The organism is Streptomyces sp. NBC_00631, assembly GCF_045206895.1.
Lineage (GTDB): Bacteria > Actinomycetota > Actinomycetes > Streptomycetales > Streptomycetaceae > Streptomyces.
This window is the reverse complement of the sequence record NZ_CP107734.1, coordinates 3,548,548-3,567,624: the sequence shown is the minus strand read 5'-3', so window position 1 is coordinate 3,567,624 and position 19,077 is coordinate 3,548,548. Positions and strand designations below refer to the sequence as shown.

The following is a 19,077-nucleotide window of genomic DNA, read 5'->3' as shown; positions in this document are numbered from 1 at the left end:
TAGGACAACTAGTGGGGGACGGGGGTCACTTGAGCTCGGCGTCGGTGTAGTAGCCGCCCTTGACCAGGACGTCCTCGTAGTTGGACTTGTCGACGCTCACCGGCTGCAGCAGGTAGGCGGGAACGACCTTGGTGCCGTTGTTGTACGTCTTGGTGTCGTTGACCTGCGGGGTCTTCTTGTTCAGGACGTCGTCGACCATGGTCGCGGCGACCTTGGCGAGCTGCCGGGTGTCCTTGTAGACGGTCTGCGTCTGCTCGCCCGCGATGATCGACTTCACCGAGGCCAGCTCGGCGTCCTGCCCGGTGATGACGGGCAGCGGCTGGCTGCTGGAGCCGTAGCCGTCCGACTTCAGCGCGGCGATGATGCCGATCGAGATGCCGTCGTACGGCGAGAGCACCGCGTCGACCTTGGCCGACTTGTAGGAGGAGGTGAGGATGTCCTCCATGCGCGACTGCGCGGTGGCGCCGTCCCAGCGGAGCGTGGTGACCTTGTTCAGCGCGGTCTGGCCGGACTTGACCACCAGCTGCTTCTTGTCGATGTACGGCTGGAGCACGCTCATCGCGCCGTTGAAGAAGTACTTGGTGTTGTTGTCGTCGTTGGAGCCGGCGAACAGCTCGATGTTGAACGGGCCCTTCTTGCCGCTGTCCAGGCCCAGCTTGTGCACGATGTACGTGCCCTGCTCGACACCGACCTTCTCGTTGTCGAAGGACGCGTAGTAGTCGACGTTCTTCGTGCCGAGGATCAGCCGGTCGTAGGCGATGACCGGGATGTTGGCGTCCGCGGCCTCCTGCAGCACGTTGTTCAGGGACTTGTTGTCGATGGCCGCGATGATCAGGCCCTTGACGCCCTGCGTGATCAGGTTCTCGATCTGGGAGACCTGGGTGTCCGGGTCGTCCTCGCCGTAGACCAGCTTGGTCTTGTAGCCCTTGGACTGGAGGTTCTTGACGACGTTGTTGCCGTCGTTGATCCAGCGCTCGGAGGACTTGGTCGGCATCGCGATGCCGATGGTGCCGCCCTTGGCGCTGCCCGTGTCCTCCTTGCTGCCGCCTTCACTGCTCTGCCCGCACGCGGACAGGGTCAGGGCGAGCGAGGCGGCCCCGGCTATGAGGGTGAGGGCGCTTCTACGAGTACGCATGTGATCGGTCCCTGTTCTTCTCGTCGTTGAGAGGTTGAAGCGCCCCGAAGGGGCGCGGGGCTGTATTGGATCTGCGGCTCCGCCGCGTGGGCGCGACCAGCCACGACGGACCCGCAGTTCCCAACGTTCGTCAGGCAGAACCCTCGGTGGGGAACCGGCGAAGAGCCCCCGGCAACCGCGACCCGAGCGGCGCCATGTCCCCGTCCGCCCCGTGCCGCGCGAGCAGGTCCAGGGCGAGCCGCCCCCTCCGCACCCGCTCCTTGGCGGTGCTGAGGGTCACGTCCCGCAGGTGGTTGCCCCACGGGTAGATGCCGGGGGCCTTGGACAGACCGAACTTCAGGTACACCGGCGCGCCGCGCCGGATCAGCTCGGCGACCTCGTACATCCGGACGTAGCCGCCGAGGTCGTCGGGGGCCTCGATGTACATGTCCATGGGGGCGCCCGACACCCGCCGGATCTCGGTGAGGTGATCGAGCGTCAGGTCGCTCGGCACGTTGACGGAGTCGGCGCCGAGGTGCTCGAAGACCGAGTACGAGGCGGGGTTGACCGGGCCGATCAGCGCGGACACCTTCAGCGTGGTGTCCGCCGGGATGATCCCGGCCTGCCGGGCCCGGTGCAGCGTCCACAGCACGCCCTCGTCGGCGACCAGCAGGCACTTGACGCCCAGCTCGGTCGCCCGGACGGCGTCCTCGACACACCCGGCGACGGCGTCGTGGCCGCGGGCGCGCAGTCCGGCCCCCCGCGAGTCGGAGCGCACCGAGCCGCCGATGTCCCAGGTGCCGCGCGGTCCGGTGAACAGGCAGAGCTCGATGTCCCGTTCGTTCGTCGCCTCGACCATCTCGGTGATCTCGGCGTCGGTGAGCATCCAGACGCCGCTGCCCTGGCTGATCCGGTGGATCGGTACGTCGAGCCGCGAGGACTCCTTGAGGACGACGGCCAGCGCCTCGGGACCCTCGCAGGAGGGGATCTCGGTGCGCCACTTGCCGCCGCCCGGGAAGCTGTGGGCGGAGGCGTCGGCGGGGTCGAGGGCGGGCGCGCCCAGACCGAGGGCGGTGAGCGCCTGCTCACCGGGTCGGCGGGCCGCCGTAACGGAAGCGTCGGTCGTCACAAGCTGTCCTTCGTGTTCGGTATTTCGGACAAGGTTCGCGGCTCGGGGCAGAGAAAAAGCTTTGGTGGTACGCCGGCCACGGCGAGGTCAGGGCACGCCGCGACCGGCGTACGACTAGGGGCGGAGCAGCACCTTGCCCACCTTCGGATCACCGGCCCCCACCAGCTCGATGGCCTGCGGGAACTCGGTCAGCGGCAGCTCGTGCGTGACCAGCGGCAACGGGTCGAGGAGACCGGCCCCGAAGACGCGGACCGTGTGCGCCCAGGCGTCCGGCGGTGCCCCGAAGACGGTGTGCACCTCCAGTTGCCGAACGACGAGTTCGGTCGGGTCCAGGCCCTCGGCGCCTGGGGCCGGGATACCGGTCAGGACCAGGCGTCCGCCGCGCCTGAGCAGGGAGGCGGCGGTGCGCGCGGCGGACGCGGACCCGGCGGTCTCGATGACGACGTCGAAGTCGTCGGGCAGTTCCTGGTTCTTCGTGCGGAAGTCGGTCGCCCCGAACTGCCGGGACATCGCCTCCCGGTCGTTCCGCGTCCCGACCACCAGCAGTGCGCTCGGCGAGATCGCGCGCAGGAACTGCACGGCGAACATGCCCAGCGTGCCGGTGCCGACCACAGCGACCCGCTCGCCCGGCTGGGCGTTGCCCTTGAGGGCGGCGGCCGCGATGCAGGCGGCGGGCTCCAGCAGGGCCGCGGCCGTGAGGTCGGCGTCGTCGGGGAGGGCGTGCAGCAGGCGGGCCGGGAGGGTGAGGGTGGCGGCCATGGCGCCCGGCTGGGTGAAGCCGGTCTCCTCGTAGCCGTCGGTGCACAGGGTGGACTCGCCGGCGTGGCAGCGGTCGCACACCTGGCAGTTCCGGAACCCCTCGCCGACGACCTTGCGGCCGACGAGCGAGACGGGCACGCCGGGGCCCACCTTCGACACGGTCCCCGACCACTCGTGGCCGGGCGTCAGCGGGTAGCGCACATACCCCTCGGGCCGGTTCCCCTGGTACACCTCCCGGTCGCTTCCGCAAATCCCGACGGCGTGCACGGAGACCAGCGCCTCGCCGGGACCGGGCTCGCGGGGCGTGTGCCCCTCGACCCGGTGGGCGCCCGGTGCCTCCACGACGACCTGTGAACTCACTTCGTGCCCTTCGGCTTGCGCTGCTCCCAGCCCTCGGCCCACAGGTCGAACCGGGCCTGCTGCTGCGGGAACTCGGCGGCCGCGTCGGCGTCGAACTCGACCCCGAGACCCGGCGCGTCGGAGAGGTGGAAGTAGCCGTCCACGACCTCCGGCGCCCCCTTGACCACCTTCTTGATCTCGGCGTCGGCGAAGTCGTTGAAGTGCTCCAGGATCTTGAAGTTCGGGGAGGTGAACCCGACCTGGAGGGAGGCGGCGGTGAGCACGGAGCCGCCGACGTTGTGCGGGGCGACCAGCACGTAGTGCGTCTCGGCGGTGGCGGCGAGCTTCCGGGTCTCCCAGATGCCACCGATGTGGCCGACGTCCGGCTGGATGATGTCGACGGCCTGGCTCTCGAAGAGCTCGCGGAACTCGATCCGGTCGTGGATGCGCTCACCGGTGGCGACCGGGATGTCGACCTTGGCGGCGACCTTCTCCAGCGCCTTCAGGTTCTCCGGCGGGCAGGGCTCCTCCAGCCAGGCGGGCTTGAAGGGCGCCAGCTCGTTGGCCAGGCGGACGGCCGTGGCGGGGGAGAAGCGGCCGTGCATCTCCAGCATCAGCTCGGCGTCCGGGCCGATCGCGTCGCGCACGGCCTCGATCAGGGAGACCGCGTACAGCGTCTGCTCGTGGTCGAGCTCGAAGTGCCCGGTGCCGAACGGGTCGATCTTCAGCGCCCGGTACCCGCGCTCCATGACCCCCTGGGCGGCCTTGTGGTAGGCCTCCGGGGTCCGCTCGGTGGTGTACCAGCCGTTGGCGTACGCCTTGACCTTGTCGGTCACCTTGCCGCCGAGCAGCTGCCACACCGGCACGCCCAGCGCCTTGCCCTTGATGTCCCAGCAGGCCATCTCGATCACGGCGATGCCGGACATCACGATCTCACCCGCACGGCCGTAGTCGCCGTACTTCATCCGGCGCACGAGGTCTTCCACTGCGAACGGGTCCGAACCGAGAATGTGGTTGGCCTCGGCCTCCCGCAGGTAGCCGATCAGCGCGTCGGTGTGACCGAGCATCCGGGTCTCGCCGACTCCGGTGATCCCTTCGTCGGTGTGCACCTGGACGTATGTCAGGTTGCGCCACGGCGTCCCGACCACGTGCGTGCTGATTCCGGTGATGCGCACGGCAGTTGCCCCTCAGCTGTTCGAGATTTCGTCACACGTTCGAAATGCTGGCGTGACAGTAAGGACGGGGTGAGGGCAGTGTCAATGGGTCGAACAGGTAACGGTTTCGGCAAGACTTTCGACAGCTTTTTCGGTCCCCCACGGAACCTTCACAGAGGTGCCTGGTTAAGTGACCCGCGGGGAACTTAGTCTTCCCGCGTCATGGACTACTGCCACCCGTGCCGACGGCACCTCAACGGCGCCCTCGCCTGCCCGGGGTGCGGCACCGCCGCCGAAACACTACGCGCGTCAGCGCGGGAGGCGGGCACCTCCGAACCGGCCGAGCCCGGTGGACCGCCGTACGCGGAGCCGGAGTCCGGCGCCGACGGGTACGGCCCGGAGGCCGACGCGGGCGCCGGAGGCGCCGAGGACGACGAACCGCCGGCGGGTGGCCGGGCCGAGCGGCGCAGGGCGGCGCGCGGCCGCGGTGGCCGGAGCCGGGGCCGGGCCGCCGAGAACGCCGCCGAGGAGGACCTCGACGAGCCGTCCGGCCCCGACGGGAGCCGTCGCGACCGCAAGGCCGCGGCCCATCGCCGCCGGCGCCGCAGAGTCCTGCTGGTGACCGCGGCGTGCGTACTGGCTGCCGGCGGCCTGAGCCTCGCCGAACTCGGCACGGACGCCATACCCTTCACCAGCCCCGGCCCGGCCTCGGCGGGCGGCGACACGACCGACGGCGGTACCTCGACGTCGTCCCCGGGTGCGACGGCCCAGCCCCTGGACAGCACGTCCGGCGTGACAGGCGCGACCGGCTCCGCCTCGGCCGACCCCTCCGCGTCCCCGTCCCCGTCCTCCTCGAAGGACAAGGCGTCCGACTCCCCGTCGGCGTCCCCGAAGGACCCAAACGCGCAGTCGGCGACGACGGGCGCGGGCACGGGGACGGCCCCGGCGGCCACCCCGACGCCCACGGGAGCATCGACCCCGACCGCAGACCCCACGACGTCGGCCCCGGCCCCGTCACCGAGCCAGACGTGCAGCCGGTTCCTGTGGTGGTGTACGTAGCGGGCACTTCTCGAACGCGCTCCGTGATTCGCGCCCCGCAGGGGCGCGGGACCGTACCGATCTGCGGCTCCGCCGCGTGGGCGCGACCAGCCCCCACCGGCCTGCGCGCAAAAAGTCCACCAAAGCAAATCCAGCAAACGTGTCACATTCGGCGAACCCGCTCCGTCGTAGGTGTGCAACCCGCTGAGCCACATCCCAGGGAGCACACCATGGAAGCCCGTCTGAACCTCTTCGCCAGCCCCACCGCCAACAAGCTGATCAAGCACTTCGTCGGCGCAGGCAAGGTCGCCCACGAGACGTCGATCCCGGACTCCACCCTGGAACTCGTGAAGATCCGCGCCAGCCAGATCAACGGCTGCGGCTACTGCCTCGACATGCACACGAAGGACGCGGCCGCCGCCGGCGAGACCCAGCAGCGCCTCCACATGGTCGGCGCCTGGCGCGAGGCCACCGTGTTCACCGAGGCCGAGCGCGCGGCCCTGGAACTCGCCGAGCAGGGCACCCGCATCGCCGACGCGGCCGGCGGCGTACCGGACGAGGTCTGGGCGAACGCCGCCAAGCACTACGACTCGGAGGAACTCGTCGCCCTGGTGGCGACGATCGCCGCGATCAACGCCTTCAACCGGCTGAACGTCATCTTCCAGCAGCCGGCCGGCGACTACCGGCCCGGCCAGTTCGCGTAACCCGCCCCGAAGAGGCCGGCGCCCTGGGGTGCCGGCCCCTTCGGCCTGTCGCCCTAGGCGTCCAGCATCCTGCGCAGCAGATCCCGCAGGGACAGCCGCTCCTCGTCCGACAGCCCCGCCAGCGGCTCGCGTGCGAAGCGCAGGCCCTCGCGCAGGTCGCGGGCGACCCGGCGGCCCTCGTCCGTCGCCGCGGCCAGCTTCACCCGGCGGTCGGCCGGGTCCGGCCGCCGCTCCACGAGCCCGCGTGCCTCCAGCCGGTCCACGATCCCCGTCACGTTGGACGGCTCGCACTTCAGCTTCTGCGCCAGCTTCCGCATCGGCAGCGGCTCCAGCGACAGCAGACTGAGCAGCCGTGCCTGCGCCCCGGTGAGGGTGTGCTCGCCCGCGGCCTCCTCGTAGTCGGCGTAGAAACGAGAGACGACGTCCCCGATGAGCTCGACGACCTCCAGGGTCAGGGCGTCGGGTCTGCGGGTCTGCGCCGGGGTGGGCTGTGGGGTGGACATGAACTCCAGGGTACCCGGTTACTTGACATCCTGAAATATTCAGGAGCATGGTTGTTTCAGGTACTGAAGTATTTTCGGAAAGGCGCATGTCATGATCAACCGCGAGTGGCACCTGCTCAGCCGTCCCGTCGGCTGGCCGAAGCCCGAGGACTTCGCCCTGGTCGAGGCGGAGGTCCCCACGCCGGGTGAGGGACAGGTGCTGGTACGGAACAGGTACCTCTCCGTCGACCCGTACATGCGCGGCCGGATGAGTGCCGCGAAGTCGTACGTCGCCCCCTTCGAGCTGGGCAAGGTCATGCAGGGCGGCGCGGTCGGCGAGGTCGTCGAGTCGAACGCCGAGGGCATCGCGGCCGGCGACCACGTCCTGCACTTCTTCGGCTGGCGCGAGTACGCGGTCGTGGACGCGAAGAACGCCGTCAAGGTCGACGCGGCGGCCGCGCCCCTGTCGACGTACCTCGGCGTCCTCGGCATGACCGGCCTCACCGCCTACGCCGGCCTGCTGCGCACCGCCTCCTTCAAGGAGGGCGACTCGGTCTTCGTCTCCGGCGCGGCCGGCGCGGTCGGCAGCCAGGTCGGCCAGATCGCCAAGCTCAAGGGCGCCTCCCGCGTGATCGGCTCGGCCGGCTCCGACGAGAAGGTCAAGCTGCTGGTCGAGGAGTACGGCTTCGACGCGGCCTTCAACTACAAGAACGGCCCGGTGAGCGAGCAGCTCCGCGCGGCCGCCCCCGACGGCGTCGACGTCTACTTCGACAACGTCGGCGGCGACCACCTGGAGGCGGCCATCGGCCTGCTGAACCGGGACGGCCGGATCGCGGTCTGCGGCATGATCTCCGTCTACAACAGCACCGAGCCCGTCCCCGGCCCGAAGAACCTCGCCCGGCTCATCCAGACCCGCGGCCGGATCGAGGGCTTCCTGGTCAGCGACCACTACGACCTGCAGCCGCAGTTCGTCGCCGAGGTCGGCCCGTGGGTGGCCTCCGGGCAGCTGAAGTACCGCGAGACGGTCGTCGAGGGCATCGAGAACAACCTGGAGGCGTTCCTCGGGGTCCTGCGCGGCGACAACACCGGCAAGATGATCGTCAAGCTGTAAGCGGGCCGCGGACGCCCGTCCGGCTCCGGCGATGGGCCGGGAGTATCCCGGAGCGGGCGTCGAAGGCGAGGAGTGCGGCGCGCCGGAGGCACCCTCCGGCGCGCCGCGCCGGGCGCCGGGGGTGCCCCGGCGCGAGGGAGCCGCCGACCGGTTTCCATGTTGGATCCTGTCCGAAGTCTTCCCGGGAGCTGTGCGTTCCTGTAGCCATGTGCGCGGAGGTGTTCGCCTCCGCTGGGTCTCAGGTCGGGAGAGCCGCATGCTCCAGTCCGTCCGGTACCGCGCGCTGTCATGGCTCGCGGTCATCAGTTGCCTCGCGCTCGTGCTCGGCGCTCTGACATCGTTGTCGGCGCGAGCCGCCACCACGACGGCCACGCCGCCGCCCACCACGATCACCGTGGACGGTGCCGGCACCGGCCGCACCTTCGACGGCATCGGCGCCATCAGCGGCGGCGGAGGCAACTCCCGGCTGCTCATCGACTACCCCGAGCCGCAGCGCAGCCGCATACTCGACTACCTCTTCAAGCCCGGCTACGGGGCTGCCCTGCAACTCCTCAAGGTGGAGATCGGCGGCGACACCAACTCCACCGACGGCTCCGAACCCAGCATCGAGCACACCCGCGGCACCGTGCACTGCGACAGCGGCTACGAGTGGTGGCTGATGGAGCAGGCCAAGAAGCGCAACCCGGACATCGAGCTGTACGGCCTGGCGTGGGGCGCCCCCGGCTGGATCGGCAACACCGGCAACACCCCGGGCGGCGGCGACTTCTGGTCCCAGGACATGATCGACTACCTGGTCGACTGGCTGGGCTGCGCCCGGCAGCACGGCCTGGACATCGACTACCTGGGCGGCTGGAACGAACGCGGCTACGACACCGGCTGGTACGAGAAGCTGCACACCGCGCTCGCCGCCCGGCACCTCCCGGTTCGGATCGTCGCCGCCGACTCGGGCCTGGACGTCGCCGACTCCATCGCCGCCGACCCGCGGTTCGCCGACTCCGTCGACGCCGTCGGCGTCCACTACCCCTGCGAGGGCGGCGACGGCGGCAGCGCCGACACCTGCTACAGCTCCGACACCGCCCAGGCCACCGGCAAACCGCTGTGGGCCAGCGAGAACGGCTCCCTCGACGAGAACGCCGGCGCCGGCGCGCTGATCCGCTCCATCACCCGCGGCTACCTCGACGGCCGGTACACCGCCTACCTCAACTGGCCCCTGCTGGCCGCGATCTACCCCAACCTGCCGTACGACACGGTCGGCCTGGCGACCGCGAACCAGCCGTGGTCCGGGGCGTACGGACTCGGCACCAGCCTGTGGACCACCGCCCAGGTCACCCAGGTCACCCGCCCCGGCTGGAAGTTCGACGACCAGGCGAGCGGCTATCTCGGCGGCGACCGGACCGACGGCAGCTACGTCACTCTCAAGCCCGCCGACAACTCGGCCTACAGCACCATCGTCGAGACCTCCACCGCGAGCACCGCGCAGACCGCCGACTTCAGTGTCGGCGGCGGGCTGCCGACCGGCACCGTGCACATCTGGGCCACCGACCTCGCCGCCGGCGGCCGGGGCTTCGTCCACACCGCGGACGTGACCCCCCGGGCGGGGCACTTCTCGGTGACCCTCCAGCCCGGCCACGTCTACTCCCTGACCACCACCACCGGCCAGGGCCACGGCACCGCCGTCAGCCCGCCGCAGGGCCGTCTCGCCCTGCCCTACCGGGACTCCTTCGAGCGGCCCGCCCCCGGCCGGGAGGCCAAGTACCTCTCCGACATGCAGGGTTCCTTCGAGACCGCGGCATGCGGCGGCGGCCGGCCGGGGCGGTGCGTACGGCAGATGGCGGCGCAGCAGCCCATCGAGTGGCAGGACGACAGCGACGCGTTCGCCCTGCTCGGAGACACGAACTGGCGGGACTACACGGTCAGTTCGGACGTCTACCTGGAGCAGCCCGGCACCGTCGAACTCATCGGCAGGGCCGGCGAGCAGCAGCGCCCCCAGTCCCACCAGGCGGGCTACTTCCTGCGGACCGCCGACACGGGTGCCTGGTCCGTCGTCAGGAGCGACACCGGCGGCCGGCTGACCACCCTCGCGTCCGGCACCACCCGGGCGCTGGGCACCCGCCACTGGCACACCCTCGCCCTGAGCTTCAGCGGCACCACCATCACCGCGAGCGTCGACGGCCGCCGGGTCGGGGCGGTGGACGACTCCGCCTACCCGGCAGGACAGGTCGGCCTCGGTGTCGTCGGCTACCAGACCGACGAGTTCGACAACCTGGCCATCACCCCCGTACGGCACGCCGCCGCACCCCCGGCCGCCCTCACCGCCGGCCTGCCCGCCACCATCCAGCGGGGCGCGTCGGCAACCCTCACCACCACCTTCACCCTTCCGGCGACCGGCGGCGCGGCCACCGGCCTCACCCTGACCCCGGGCACCCCGGCGAACTGGCAGGCCACCCCCACCACGCCGGTCACCTTCGCGAAGGTCGCCCCCGGCCGGTCGGTCACGGCGAGCTGGACCGTCACCGCGCCCACGGCCACGGACACCCCGGTGACCAACACGTTCGCGCCGCTGGCGACCTACGACCGCGGCGGGGTACGGCACTGGACGTACGGCGGCGCGAGCACGCGGGTGCCGATTCCGGCGCCGACCGGGAACCCGTACCTGAGCGACCTGTCCTTCGTCTCCGCCGACAACGGGTGGGGGCCGGTGGAACGCGACTCGTCCAACGGGGAGCAGGCGGCGGGGGACGGGCGGCCGATCAGCGTCCGGGGCGCCGCGTTCGACAAGGGGCTCGGCGTGCACGCGGCCAGTGACGTGGCCTTCTATCTCGGGGGCGACTGCGGCCGGTTCTCCGCCACGGTCGGCGTCGACGACGAGGTCGCGCCGTACGGTTCGGTCGTCTTCTCCCTGGTCGGGGACGGGCGCACGCTGGCGACGACGCCGGTGCTGACCGGGGATTCCGCGGGGGTGGCGCTGGACGTCGACGTGACCGGCGTCCAGGAGCTGCATCTCGTGGTCGGGGACGGCGGGGACGGGAACGCGCATGATCACGCGGACTGGGGTGGGGCGAGGCTCGCGTGTGGTGAGTAGGCCGCGCCTTTGAGGGGGCGGGGGCGGCCTACTCGTCTGCGGGGTGCGGTTCAGCGGCGGGTGCGGGTGGCCGGTGGTTGTTCGCGCCCACGCCGCGGCAGCCGCATATCGGTACCGCCCCGCGCCCCTGGGCGGGTTGCGCTCAGCGCGCTTCGAGCGCAGCCCTGTGTACGGCCGACGCCAACCGGTCGTTCTCCGGGGCCGCGCCGCCCGGGAACGCGAACCTCCTCCTCGTGTAGCCGTAGGCGACCCCGCTCCTCGGGTCCGCGAACGCCTGCGATCCCGCCGCCCCGCTGTGGCCGATCGTGCCCGCGCCGAGGAACGGGTGCCAGGTGTCGGCCGTCGCCTGGAAGCCCAGGCCGTACGACTTGTGGGCGCGGGCCACCAGGTCGTACCCCACCGAGTGGAACTGGCCGAACTCCGCCACCGTGTCCTCCTTCAGCAGCGGGGCCTCGCCGTCGGTCTCGCTGAGCAGGGCCGCGTACATGCCGGCCAGGCCGCGCGCCGACGCCACCCCGCCGAAGGACGCCGGGCCCTTGGCGCGGACCTGCCGGTCGTTCGGGAGGGCCGTCAGGTCCGTGGGGTCGGCCGTGTGCTCGTTGAAGGCGATCCCCGCGAGGGTGTGCGGGCCGGACGGGAGGGAGTCGAGCAGGGCCTGCTGCTTGGGTGTCGGCCGCATCGGCAGGGTGGTGCGGAACCGCGGCTCGTGCACGGCCGGCAGGCCCAGGAAGAAGTCGAGGCCGTACGGCGCCCGGACCCGCTCCTCGTACACGTCCTGGAGGGTACGGCCGGTCGCGCGCCGTACCACCTCGCCGGTGAGCGCCCCGATCACCAGGGCGTGGTAGCCGAAGGCCGTGCCCGGCCGCCAGAACGGCCGCTGGTCGGCGAGGCGTTCGGCCATCGCCCGGTCGTCGGTCAGCTCCTTCGGACTGAACCCGGTGTCGGTGCCGACCAGGCCCGCCCGGTGCGCGAGCAGGTCCCGCAGGGTCAGCGTGCCCTTGCCCTCCGCGCCGAACTCCGGCCAGTAGTAGGTGACCTTACGGTCCAGCTCCAGCGTGCCGTCCTGCACCAGCATCGCCACGACCAGGTGCGCCGCCCCCTTGGTGGACGAGAACACGCCGTACAGGGAGTCCCCGTCGGCCCCCTCGCCCGCCCACAGGTCGACGACCCGCCGGCCATGGACGTACGCACACAACTGTCCCTCGTAGTCGGCCGGTTCGCCGGCGACGAAGGCGGCGAACTCCTCGCGCACCGTCTCGAAGCCCTCCGCGACCGTGCCCTGGACGGTGATCTCCTGCGTCATCCGTTCTCCTCAACCGAGCCGCCGGGGCAGCTCCCACTGTGAACAACGCCCTACCCACCCGGGCGACCTGCCCCTCGGACAATCCCGCAGCAGGGGCCGGTGCAGGGTGCACGCCTACCTCCTCTGCCGGTTCCTGAGATCGGTACGGCGAGATGTGCCTGTTCGACTCAACCGGGGCATGCGGTGACGCCTGCGCGACCCCGCGGTGCCCTGCCGAGCCCCGGTAAAGTTTTCGCCATGCGTGATCTCGGGGCGGGTTTCGGTTATCTCCTCAAGGGCCAGCGGTGGGTCGGCCGGCACGGCAGGCAGTTCGGGTTCGGTCTGCTGCCCGGCCTGATCGCCCTGGTCCTCTACACGGCGGCCCTGGTCGCCCTCGCGATATGGGGGGAGGACTTCGTCGCCTGGGCCACCCCGTTCGCCGACGACTGGTCCAGCCCCTGGCTCGGCCTGTTCCGCGGGTTCCTCACCGCCGTCCTGTTCGCCCTCGGCCTGCTGTTCGCCGTCCTCACCTTCACCGCGGTGACACTGCTGATAGGCCAGCCGTTCTACGAGAACCTCTCCGAGAAGGTCGACGCGGACGTCTCGCCCGACGGCACCGCGCCCGAGTCCGGGCTGCCGTTCTGGCGCGAGCTGTGGATCTCGGCCCGGGACAGCCTGCGTATCCTGGTCCGCGCCTGCCTCTGGGGCGTGCTCCTCTTCGCCCTCGGCTTCCTGCCCTTCGTCGGGCAGACCGTCGTCCCCGTCGTCGGCTTCTTCGTGACCGGCTTCTTCCTCACCGAGGAACTCACCGCCGTCGCCCTCCAGCGCCGGGGCGTCGACCTGCGCGCCCGGCTCACCCTGCTGCGCTCCCGCAAGACCCTGGTGTGGGGCTTCGGAACCCCGCTGGGCCTGGCCTTCCTGGTCCCGTTCGTCGCGGTGTTCCTGATGCCGGGCGCGGTCGCGGGCGCCACCCTCCTCGCCCGCGACCTGCTGGGCGAGGAGACGGCGGAGGAGGACGAGCGGGCGGACGAACCCGTCAGTTCCTGAAGGACGCGTCCGCCGCCACGATCGCCGCGTACGGGAGCGTGGTGGTGGTTCCACTGCGGCTGCGAGGCCGGCCCGGCGACCGGGACGGTCCCGGCCCGGCCGTGCGGGGCGGAGAGACGGCCCGAGGGCGTTTGTGAAGGGTTCGTACGAGATCGCGACGCGACGCCGGATCACCGGCCGTAGGCTCACAGTCACGGCTAAGGTCGGAGCCGGGACACGTCCCCCTTGAGCAGCCCCGGTCCGGGACCTGACCCCTGGACCGGGGCTTGTGTGCCGTCGGCTGCGTCAGCCCCGCACACCGAAGCCGTACACCGTCTCCGAGCGGTACACCGACCCCGGTTCCAGGCGCGTGCTGGGGAACTCCGGCCGGTTGGGGGAGTCCGGGAAGTGCTGGGTCTCCAGGGCGACACCGTCGCCGGGGGCGAAGGGGCCGCTCAAATGCTCGGCGGTGTAGAGCTGGATGCCGGGTTCGGTGGTGGCCACGGTCAGGGTGCGGCCGGACCCCGGGTCGTGCAGCTCGGCGATCTCCACCGGGCCCTCGGTCACGCCCTTGTCGAGGACGAGGTTGTGGTCGTATCCGGAGCCGACCTTGCGGGCCGTACGGAAGTCGAAACGAGAGCCCGAGACGTCCTCCAGCGCCCCCGTCGGGATCAGGTCCGCGTCCACGGGGGTGTAGCGCGAGGCCGCGATCCGCAGCTCGTGGCCGCCCGCGTTCCCGGAGCCCGCCAGGTTGAAGTAGCTGTGGTTGGTGAGGTTCACGACGGTGGGCGCGTCGGTGACCGCCTCGTAGGAGATACGCAGCGCGCCGGCGGCGTCCAGCGTGTACGTCACGGCGACCTCCAGCCGCCCCGGGAACCCCTCCTCCCCGTGCGGGCTCACCCGCGACAGCCGCACCCCGTGGTCGACGGCCGCGACCTCCCACACCCGCTTGTCGAAACCGCGGGCGCCGCCGTGCAGGGAGTTGGGCGCGTTGTTCGGCTCCAGGGCACAGGTCACGCCGTCCAGCGGGAAGCGGGCCTGCGCGATCCGGTTCGCGTACCGGCCGACCAGGGCGCCGAAGTAGGGCCCGGGGTTCGCCAGATAGCCCTCCAGGCCGGCGAACCCCAGCACCACGTCCGCCGTCCGCCCGTCCCGGTCCGGGACCTCGACCGACTGCACGATCCCGCCGTACGACAGCACCCCTACCCGGGTCCCCGCGCGCTCCAGCGTCCAGCGGTGCACCTCGGTGCCGTCGGAAAGTGTGCCGAAAAGTTCGCTCATGTGGAAAACCCTAAGGCAAGGTCTAGGCCACCGGCTCCTTCGCGGTGATGGCGCGGTAGGCGATCGCCGCGAGCTTCGACTGGCCGTCGGTGCTCGGATGGAACCAGTCCCAGTGACTCAGCTGATCGGTCCCGAACCGGTACGCGTACACCGCCCCGCCGTCGAACCGGCACCGCCGGTCCTTGGCACAGACCTCCTCCAGCACCTTGTTGTACGCCTCGACCCGCTGCTGCACCTTGTCCCGGCGCACGGTCGCCGCGCTGGTCAGGTTGTCGGCGTCGCCGAGCATCGAGGGGCAGATGCCCAGCTTCCACACCTGCTTGCCCAGCGGATTGGTCCGCCCCTCGGACCACAGCCGCTTCAGATTCGGCACGCTCGCCACGTACACCTGCGTCTTCGGCAGTGCCTTGCGCAGGGTGCCCAGCGCGTCCTCGAACCCGGCGCGGAAGTCGGCCACCGAGGTCATCGCCCGCACCGAGGTACGGCAGGCGTCGTTGGCGCCCACCATCACCGTCACCAACTGCGGTCTGCGCACCACCGCGTCGGCCATCTGACCCGGCAGGTCGGCCATCCGGGCGCCGGTCTGCGCGTAGTTCCAGCTGTGGTCGGCCGCCCCGGCCCGCCCCAGCAGCCGTACCGCCAGGCTGTCCACCTGGTCGCTGGTGCCGGTCGCCCAGGACACCTCCGGGCAGTCCGAGAGCACCGTGCAGGCGTCGAAACCGCGGGTGATGGAGTCACCGACTGCCGCGATCGAGGCCGGGCTGCGGTCCCACACCTGCACGGTCCGCGAGGCCCGCGTCTGCTTGCTCTTCGTCGCGGTGGAGGAACCGCCCAGGACGTCGCACCCGGCCACCCCCAGCGCGGCGGTGACGGCGACGGCGCCTGCCAGGGCACGCCAACGCCGGCGTCGCTGCTTGCGCATACCCCGTAGGTCCTCTCCGTCGGTCAGTTCGTCCCCCTTCATAACAACGCACGGGAGTTCCCGCCCCCGCCCTGCAACGGACCACCCCCGTACAAGCGTCCCCCTGGGTGAATGGCGGAGGTTTCCTGGCTCTGGGACCGACGGTACGTCACACTCCTTGCGCCGCCGCACGGTAGCCTCGCCATCAACGCGGCCGTCGTGCCACTGCCGCCAGCCAGCCAGCAAGATGTCCCGCTCTGCCCGGAGGTTCCGGTGACGACACGTGGAGTTCTGTACGTGCACTCCGCGCCGCGCGCGCTGTGCCCGCACGTCGAGTGGGCCGTCGCCGGGGTGCTCGGCACGCGCGTCAACCTCGACTGGATCCGCCAGCCGGCCGCCCCCGGCACCTGGCGCTCCGAGTTCTCCTGGCAGGGCGAGGTCGGCACGGCCTCCAAACTGGCGTCCGCGCTGCGCGGCTGGCACCTGCTCCGCTTCGAGGTCACGGCCGAACCCTGCGCGAAGGCCGAGGGTGAGCGCTACAGCTGCACCCCCGACCTCGGTATCTTCCACGCGGTCACCGGAATCCACGGCGACATCCTCATCCCGGAGGACCGCCTCAGGGCCGCCCTGACCCGCTCCCAGCGCGGCGAGACGGCCCTGGAGGCCGAGATCGCCAAGCTGCTCGGCAAGCCCTGGGACGACGAACTGGAGCCCTTCCGCTACGCGGGAGAGGGCGCCCCGGTGAGGTGGCTCCACCAGGTGGTCTGACGCCGGTCGCCGTCTGCGGCGCCGTCGTGTCTTCTCGCGCGGTTCCCCGCGCCCCTTCAGGGGCGCGGGGAACCGCGCGACAAGCCCCCACCGGCCCGCAGCCGGCAACGAAACGCACTGTGGCCCGAACTCCATCCAACGGAGTCCGGGCCACAAGCAGTTCTGAAACGTCCCTCACACGGTCCTGAACGCAAGGACCACGTTGTGGCCCCCGAACCCGAACGAGTCGTTCAGCGCGGCGATCCTGCCCTCGGGCAGCTGCCGTGCCTCACCCCGCACCACATCCGCGTTGACCTCGGGGTCGAGGTCGTCGAGGTTGATGGTCGGCGGAGCCGTCCGGTTCACCAGCGCCAGGATCGACGCGACGGTCTCGATACCGCCGGCACCACCCAGCAGGTGACCGGTCATCGACTTGGTCGCGGAGATGGCCATGTGGTCGACGTCGTCGCCGAACACCTTCCGCAGCGCCTTGATCTCGGCCACGTCACCCTGCGGCGTCGACGTCGCGTGAGCATTCACGTGCACGATCTCGGCCGGCTTCAGATCCGTGTTGTCGAGCAGGTTCTGCAGCGCGTGCGCGATCCCGTTGCCCGAGGGCTCCGGCTGCGTGATGTGGTGCGCGTCGGCCGAGATGCCCTGGCCGACCGCCTCGGCGTAGATGCGCGCCCCGCGCGCCTTCGCGTGCTCCTCGGACTCCAGGACGATCACGCCCGCGCCCTCACCGAGGACGAAGCCGTCACGGCCGGAGTCGTAGGGACGCGACGCACCCTCGGGGTCGTCGTTGTTCTTGGACATCGCCATCATGTTGCCGAACGCGGCGATCGGCAGCGGGTGCACCGCGGCCTCCGTCCCGCCGGCCACGACGACGTCCGCACGGCCGGTGCGGATCATCTCGATGGCGTACCCGATGGCCTCGGCGCCGGAGGCGCAGGCCGACACGGGCGTGTGCACACCGGCTCGCGCACCCAGCTCGATACCGACGTTGGCGGCCGGCGAGTTGGGCATCAGCATCGGGACGGTGTGCGGGGAGACACGGCGTACGCCCTTCTCCTTGAGCACGTCGTACTGGTCCAGCAGGGTCGTCACACCGCCGATGCCGGAGGCGATGACGGCGCCGACCCGGTCGGGGTTGGCGGCCACGTCCTCACCGGCCTTGGCGGTGAAACCGGCGTCCTGCCAGGCCTCCTTGGCCGCGATCAGCGCGAACTGCGCGGACCGGTCCAGCTTGCGGGCCTGCGGGCGCGGGATGATCTCACCCGGTTCGACGGCGATCTGTGCCGCGATACGGACGGGCAGGTCGGCCGCCCAGTCCTGCTCCAGGAGGCGGACGCCGGACTTGCCGGCGATCAGGGCCTCCCAGAACGAAGCTGCGTCGCCACCCAGCGGTGTGGTTGCGCCGATACCGGTGACGACCACGGTGCGATTGGTCGGGCTCACGGGAATTCTTTCTCCAACGGATACGGGATTCGACGGCGCCACCGCCGGGTGGCGGGGCATTGCAGCCGGAGGCTGGCTAACTGCCTCAGGCCTGGTGCTTGAGGATGTAGTCGGTCGCGTCGCCGACGGTCTTGAGGTTCTTGACGTCCTCGTCCGGGATCTTGACGTCGAAGCGCTCTTCAGCGGCGACGACGACCTCGACCATGGACAGCGAGTCGACGTCCAGGTCGTCGGTGAAGGACTTGTCCAGCTGGACGTCCTCAACCGGGATGCCGGCGATCTCGTTCACGATCTCGGCGAGACCTTCGACGATCTCTTCCTGAGTGGCGGCCATGTCAGGCGCTCCTTCTTAGATGTTCCAGACGGTTGCTGCGGTGTTGAGCAGTCGGCGGACCGCACCGGATGCATGATCCGGCACGGAGTGCCTAGGGGAGGGTAACGACAGTGGCGGCGTAGACGAGACCCGCCCCGAACCCGATGACGAGCGCGGTGTCGCCGCTCTTCGCCTCACCGGTCGCCAGGAGCCGCTCCATCGCGAGCGGGATCGAGGCGGCCGAGGTGTTGCCGGTGGTGCGGATGTCACGGGCGACCGTGACGTGCTCCGGCAGTTTGAGAGTCTTCACCATCGAGTCGATGATCCGCACATTGGCCTGGTGCGGGATGAAGACGTCCAGGTCGTCCGAGCTGATCCCGGCCGCGTCCAGCGCCTGCTGAGCGACCTTCGCCATCTCGAACACGGCCCAGCGGAACACCGCCTGGCCTTCCTGCGTGATCGCCGGGAACTTGACGTTGCCCTGGCTGTCGACGGGCAGCCCGGACCGGTCACCGAAGTGGAGCTGGTCCCACGGGACGGTCTGCTTGATGGTCTCGGACTTGTCGCCCTCCGACCCCCACACGGTCGGGCCGATCGCCGGCTCCTTCGAGGGGCCGACCACGACCGCGCCGGCGCCGTCGCCGAACAGGAAGGCCGTGGCCCGGTCCTCCAGGTCGGTGAGGTCGCTGAGCCGCTCCACGCCGATGACGAGCACGTACTCGGCGGAACCCTCCACCACCATGCCCTTGGCGAGCGTGAGGCCGTAGCCGAAGCCCGCGCAGCCGGCGGAGATGTCGAAGGCGGCCGCCTTGTTCGTGCCCAGCTTGTCGGCGATCTCGGTGGCGACGGCCGGCGTCTGGCTGAAGTGCGAGACGGTCGAGACGACCACGGCGCCGATCTGCTCGGCGGAGATGCCCGCGTCGGCGATCGCCTTGCCGGAGGCCTCGATGGACATCGCGGCGACGGTCTCGTCCGGGCCCGCCCAGTGCCGGGTCTCGATGCCGGAGCGCGACCGGATCCACTCGTCGGACGAGTCGATCGTCTCCAGGATCACCTCGTTGGGCACCACGCGGGTCGGGCGGTAGCCGCCGACACCGAGGATGCGCGCGTACGGAGCACCCTTGCTGGGATTGATCTTCGACATCGCAGTGGGCTCC

Annotated in this window: 17 protein-coding genes; 6 read left to right on the top strand and 11 right to left on the bottom strand. The window is 70.8% G+C overall.

Going from position 1 to position 19,077, the window contains the following annotated elements; genetic code table 11:
• Positions 1-25 precede the first annotated feature (25 nt).
• From chvE to OHB00_RS16425, 4 genes are all read right to left on the bottom strand, one after another.
• Positions 26-1,135: a multiple monosaccharide ABC transporter substrate-binding protein gene (gene chvE, locus OHB00_RS16440; RefSeq protein WP_406435592.1), complete on the bottom strand. Its 1,110-nt coding sequence runs from the start codon at positions 1,133-1,135 to the stop codon at positions 26-28.
• Positions 1,136-1,265: 130 nt separating this feature from the next.
• Entirely contained in the window at positions 1,266-2,243 is a 978-nt protein-coding gene (locus tag OHB00_RS16435) for a hypothetical protein (RefSeq protein WP_406435590.1), read from the bottom strand.
• 114 nt (positions 2,244-2,357) lie between these two features.
• Complete coding sequence (locus OHB00_RS16430; RefSeq protein WP_406435588.1) at positions 2,358-3,362, bottom strand: zinc-binding dehydrogenase; 1,005 nt, start codon at positions 3,360-3,362, stop codon at positions 2,358-2,360.
• A complete protein-coding gene (locus tag OHB00_RS16425; protein ID WP_406435586.1) occupies positions 3,359-4,516 on the bottom strand; it encodes a mandelate racemase/muconate lactonizing enzyme family protein in 1,158 nt (385 codons plus the stop codon). Before OHB00_RS16425 ends, OHB00_RS16430 begins: the two co-directional genes overlap by 4 nt.
• Positions 4,517-4,717: 201 nt before the next feature.
• On the opposite strand from OHB00_RS16425, the gene OHB00_RS16420 reads away from it, so the two are divergent.
• Both OHB00_RS16420 and OHB00_RS16415 read left to right on the top strand, forming a co-directional pair.
• Positions 4,718-5,554, top strand: a complete 837-nt coding sequence (locus tag OHB00_RS16420; protein WP_406435584.1) for a hypothetical protein — start codon at positions 4,718-4,720, stop codon at positions 5,552-5,554.
• Between the two features lie 209 nt (positions 5,555-5,763).
• Complete coding sequence (locus OHB00_RS16415; protein WP_406435582.1) at positions 5,764-6,237, top strand: carboxymuconolactone decarboxylase family protein; 474 nt, start codon at positions 5,764-5,766, stop codon at positions 6,235-6,237.
• 53 nt (positions 6,238-6,290) lie between these two features.
• Here OHB00_RS16415 and OHB00_RS16410 read toward each other — a convergent pair whose 3' ends face one another.
• Positions 6,291-6,740: a MarR family winged helix-turn-helix transcriptional regulator gene (locus tag OHB00_RS16410; protein WP_406435580.1), complete on the bottom strand. Its 450-nt coding sequence runs from the start codon at positions 6,738-6,740 to the stop codon at positions 6,291-6,293.
• Between the two features lie 91 nt (positions 6,741-6,831).
• On the opposite strand from OHB00_RS16410, the gene OHB00_RS16405 reads away from it, so the two are divergent.
• Entirely contained in the window at positions 6,832-7,830 is a 999-nt protein-coding gene (locus tag OHB00_RS16405) for an NADP-dependent oxidoreductase (protein WP_406435578.1), read from the top strand.
• 256 nt (positions 7,831-8,086) lie between these two features.
• On the top strand, positions 8,087-10,912 hold the full coding sequence (locus OHB00_RS16400; RefSeq protein WP_406435576.1) for an NPCBM/NEW2 domain-containing protein: 2,826 nt from the start codon (positions 8,087-8,089) through the stop codon (positions 10,910-10,912).
• Positions 10,913-11,054: 142 nt separating this feature from the next.
• Here the strand turns inward: OHB00_RS16400 and OHB00_RS16395 are convergent, their stop codons facing one another.
• A complete protein-coding gene (locus tag OHB00_RS16395; protein WP_406435574.1) occupies positions 11,055-12,215 on the bottom strand; it encodes a serine hydrolase domain-containing protein in 1,161 nt (386 codons plus the stop codon).
• 237 nt (positions 12,216-12,452) lie between these two features.
• Between OHB00_RS16395 and OHB00_RS16390 the strand changes: the two genes are divergently transcribed.
• On the top strand, positions 12,453-13,241 hold the full coding sequence (locus OHB00_RS16390; RefSeq protein WP_406435572.1) for an EI24 domain-containing protein: 789 nt from the start codon (positions 12,453-12,455) through the stop codon (positions 13,239-13,241).
• A 285-nt stretch (positions 13,242-13,526) separates the two neighbouring features.
• On the opposite strand, the gene OHB00_RS16385 is transcribed toward OHB00_RS16390, so the two are convergent.
• Together OHB00_RS16385 and OHB00_RS16380 are read right to left on the bottom strand one after the other, a co-directional pair.
• A complete protein-coding gene (locus OHB00_RS16385; protein ID WP_406435570.1) occupies positions 13,527-14,501 on the bottom strand; it encodes an aldose epimerase family protein in 975 nt (324 codons plus the stop codon).
• Between the two features lie 22 nt (positions 14,502-14,523).
• Positions 14,524-15,423, bottom strand: a complete 900-nt coding sequence (locus tag OHB00_RS16380) for an SGNH/GDSL hydrolase family protein (RefSeq protein WP_406435568.1) — start codon at positions 15,421-15,423, stop codon at positions 14,524-14,526.
• Between the two features lie 252 nt (positions 15,424-15,675).
• Between OHB00_RS16380 and OHB00_RS16375 the strand changes: the two genes are divergently transcribed.
• Positions 15,676-16,170: a DUF3145 domain-containing protein gene (locus tag OHB00_RS16375; RefSeq protein ID WP_093503479.1), complete on the top strand. Its 495-nt coding sequence runs from the start codon at positions 15,676-15,678 to the stop codon at positions 16,168-16,170.
• A gap of 174 nt (positions 16,171-16,344) precedes the next feature.
• Here OHB00_RS16375 and fabF read toward each other — a convergent pair whose 3' ends face one another.
• The 3 genes from fabF to OHB00_RS16360 all read right to left on the bottom strand — a co-directional run bounded on the left by fabF (position 16,345) and on the right by OHB00_RS16360 (position 19,064).
• A complete protein-coding gene (fabF, locus tag OHB00_RS16370; protein ID WP_406435566.1) occupies positions 16,345-17,607 on the bottom strand; it encodes a beta-ketoacyl-ACP synthase II in 1,263 nt (420 codons plus the stop codon).
• An 85-nt stretch (positions 17,608-17,692) separates the two neighbouring features.
• Positions 17,693-17,941 carry an acyl carrier protein gene (locus tag OHB00_RS16365; protein ID WP_046425089.1) on the bottom strand — a complete coding sequence of 83 codons (249 nt, stop codon included), beginning with the start codon at positions 17,939-17,941 and terminating at the stop codon, positions 17,693-17,695.
• Between the two features lie 91 nt (positions 17,942-18,032).
• Positions 18,033-19,064 (bottom strand): ketoacyl-ACP synthase III, encoded by a 1,032-nt coding sequence (locus OHB00_RS16360; protein WP_406435563.1) that lies wholly within the window; start codon positions 19,062-19,064, stop codon positions 18,033-18,035.
• Positions 19,065-19,077: the final 13 nt, after the last annotated feature.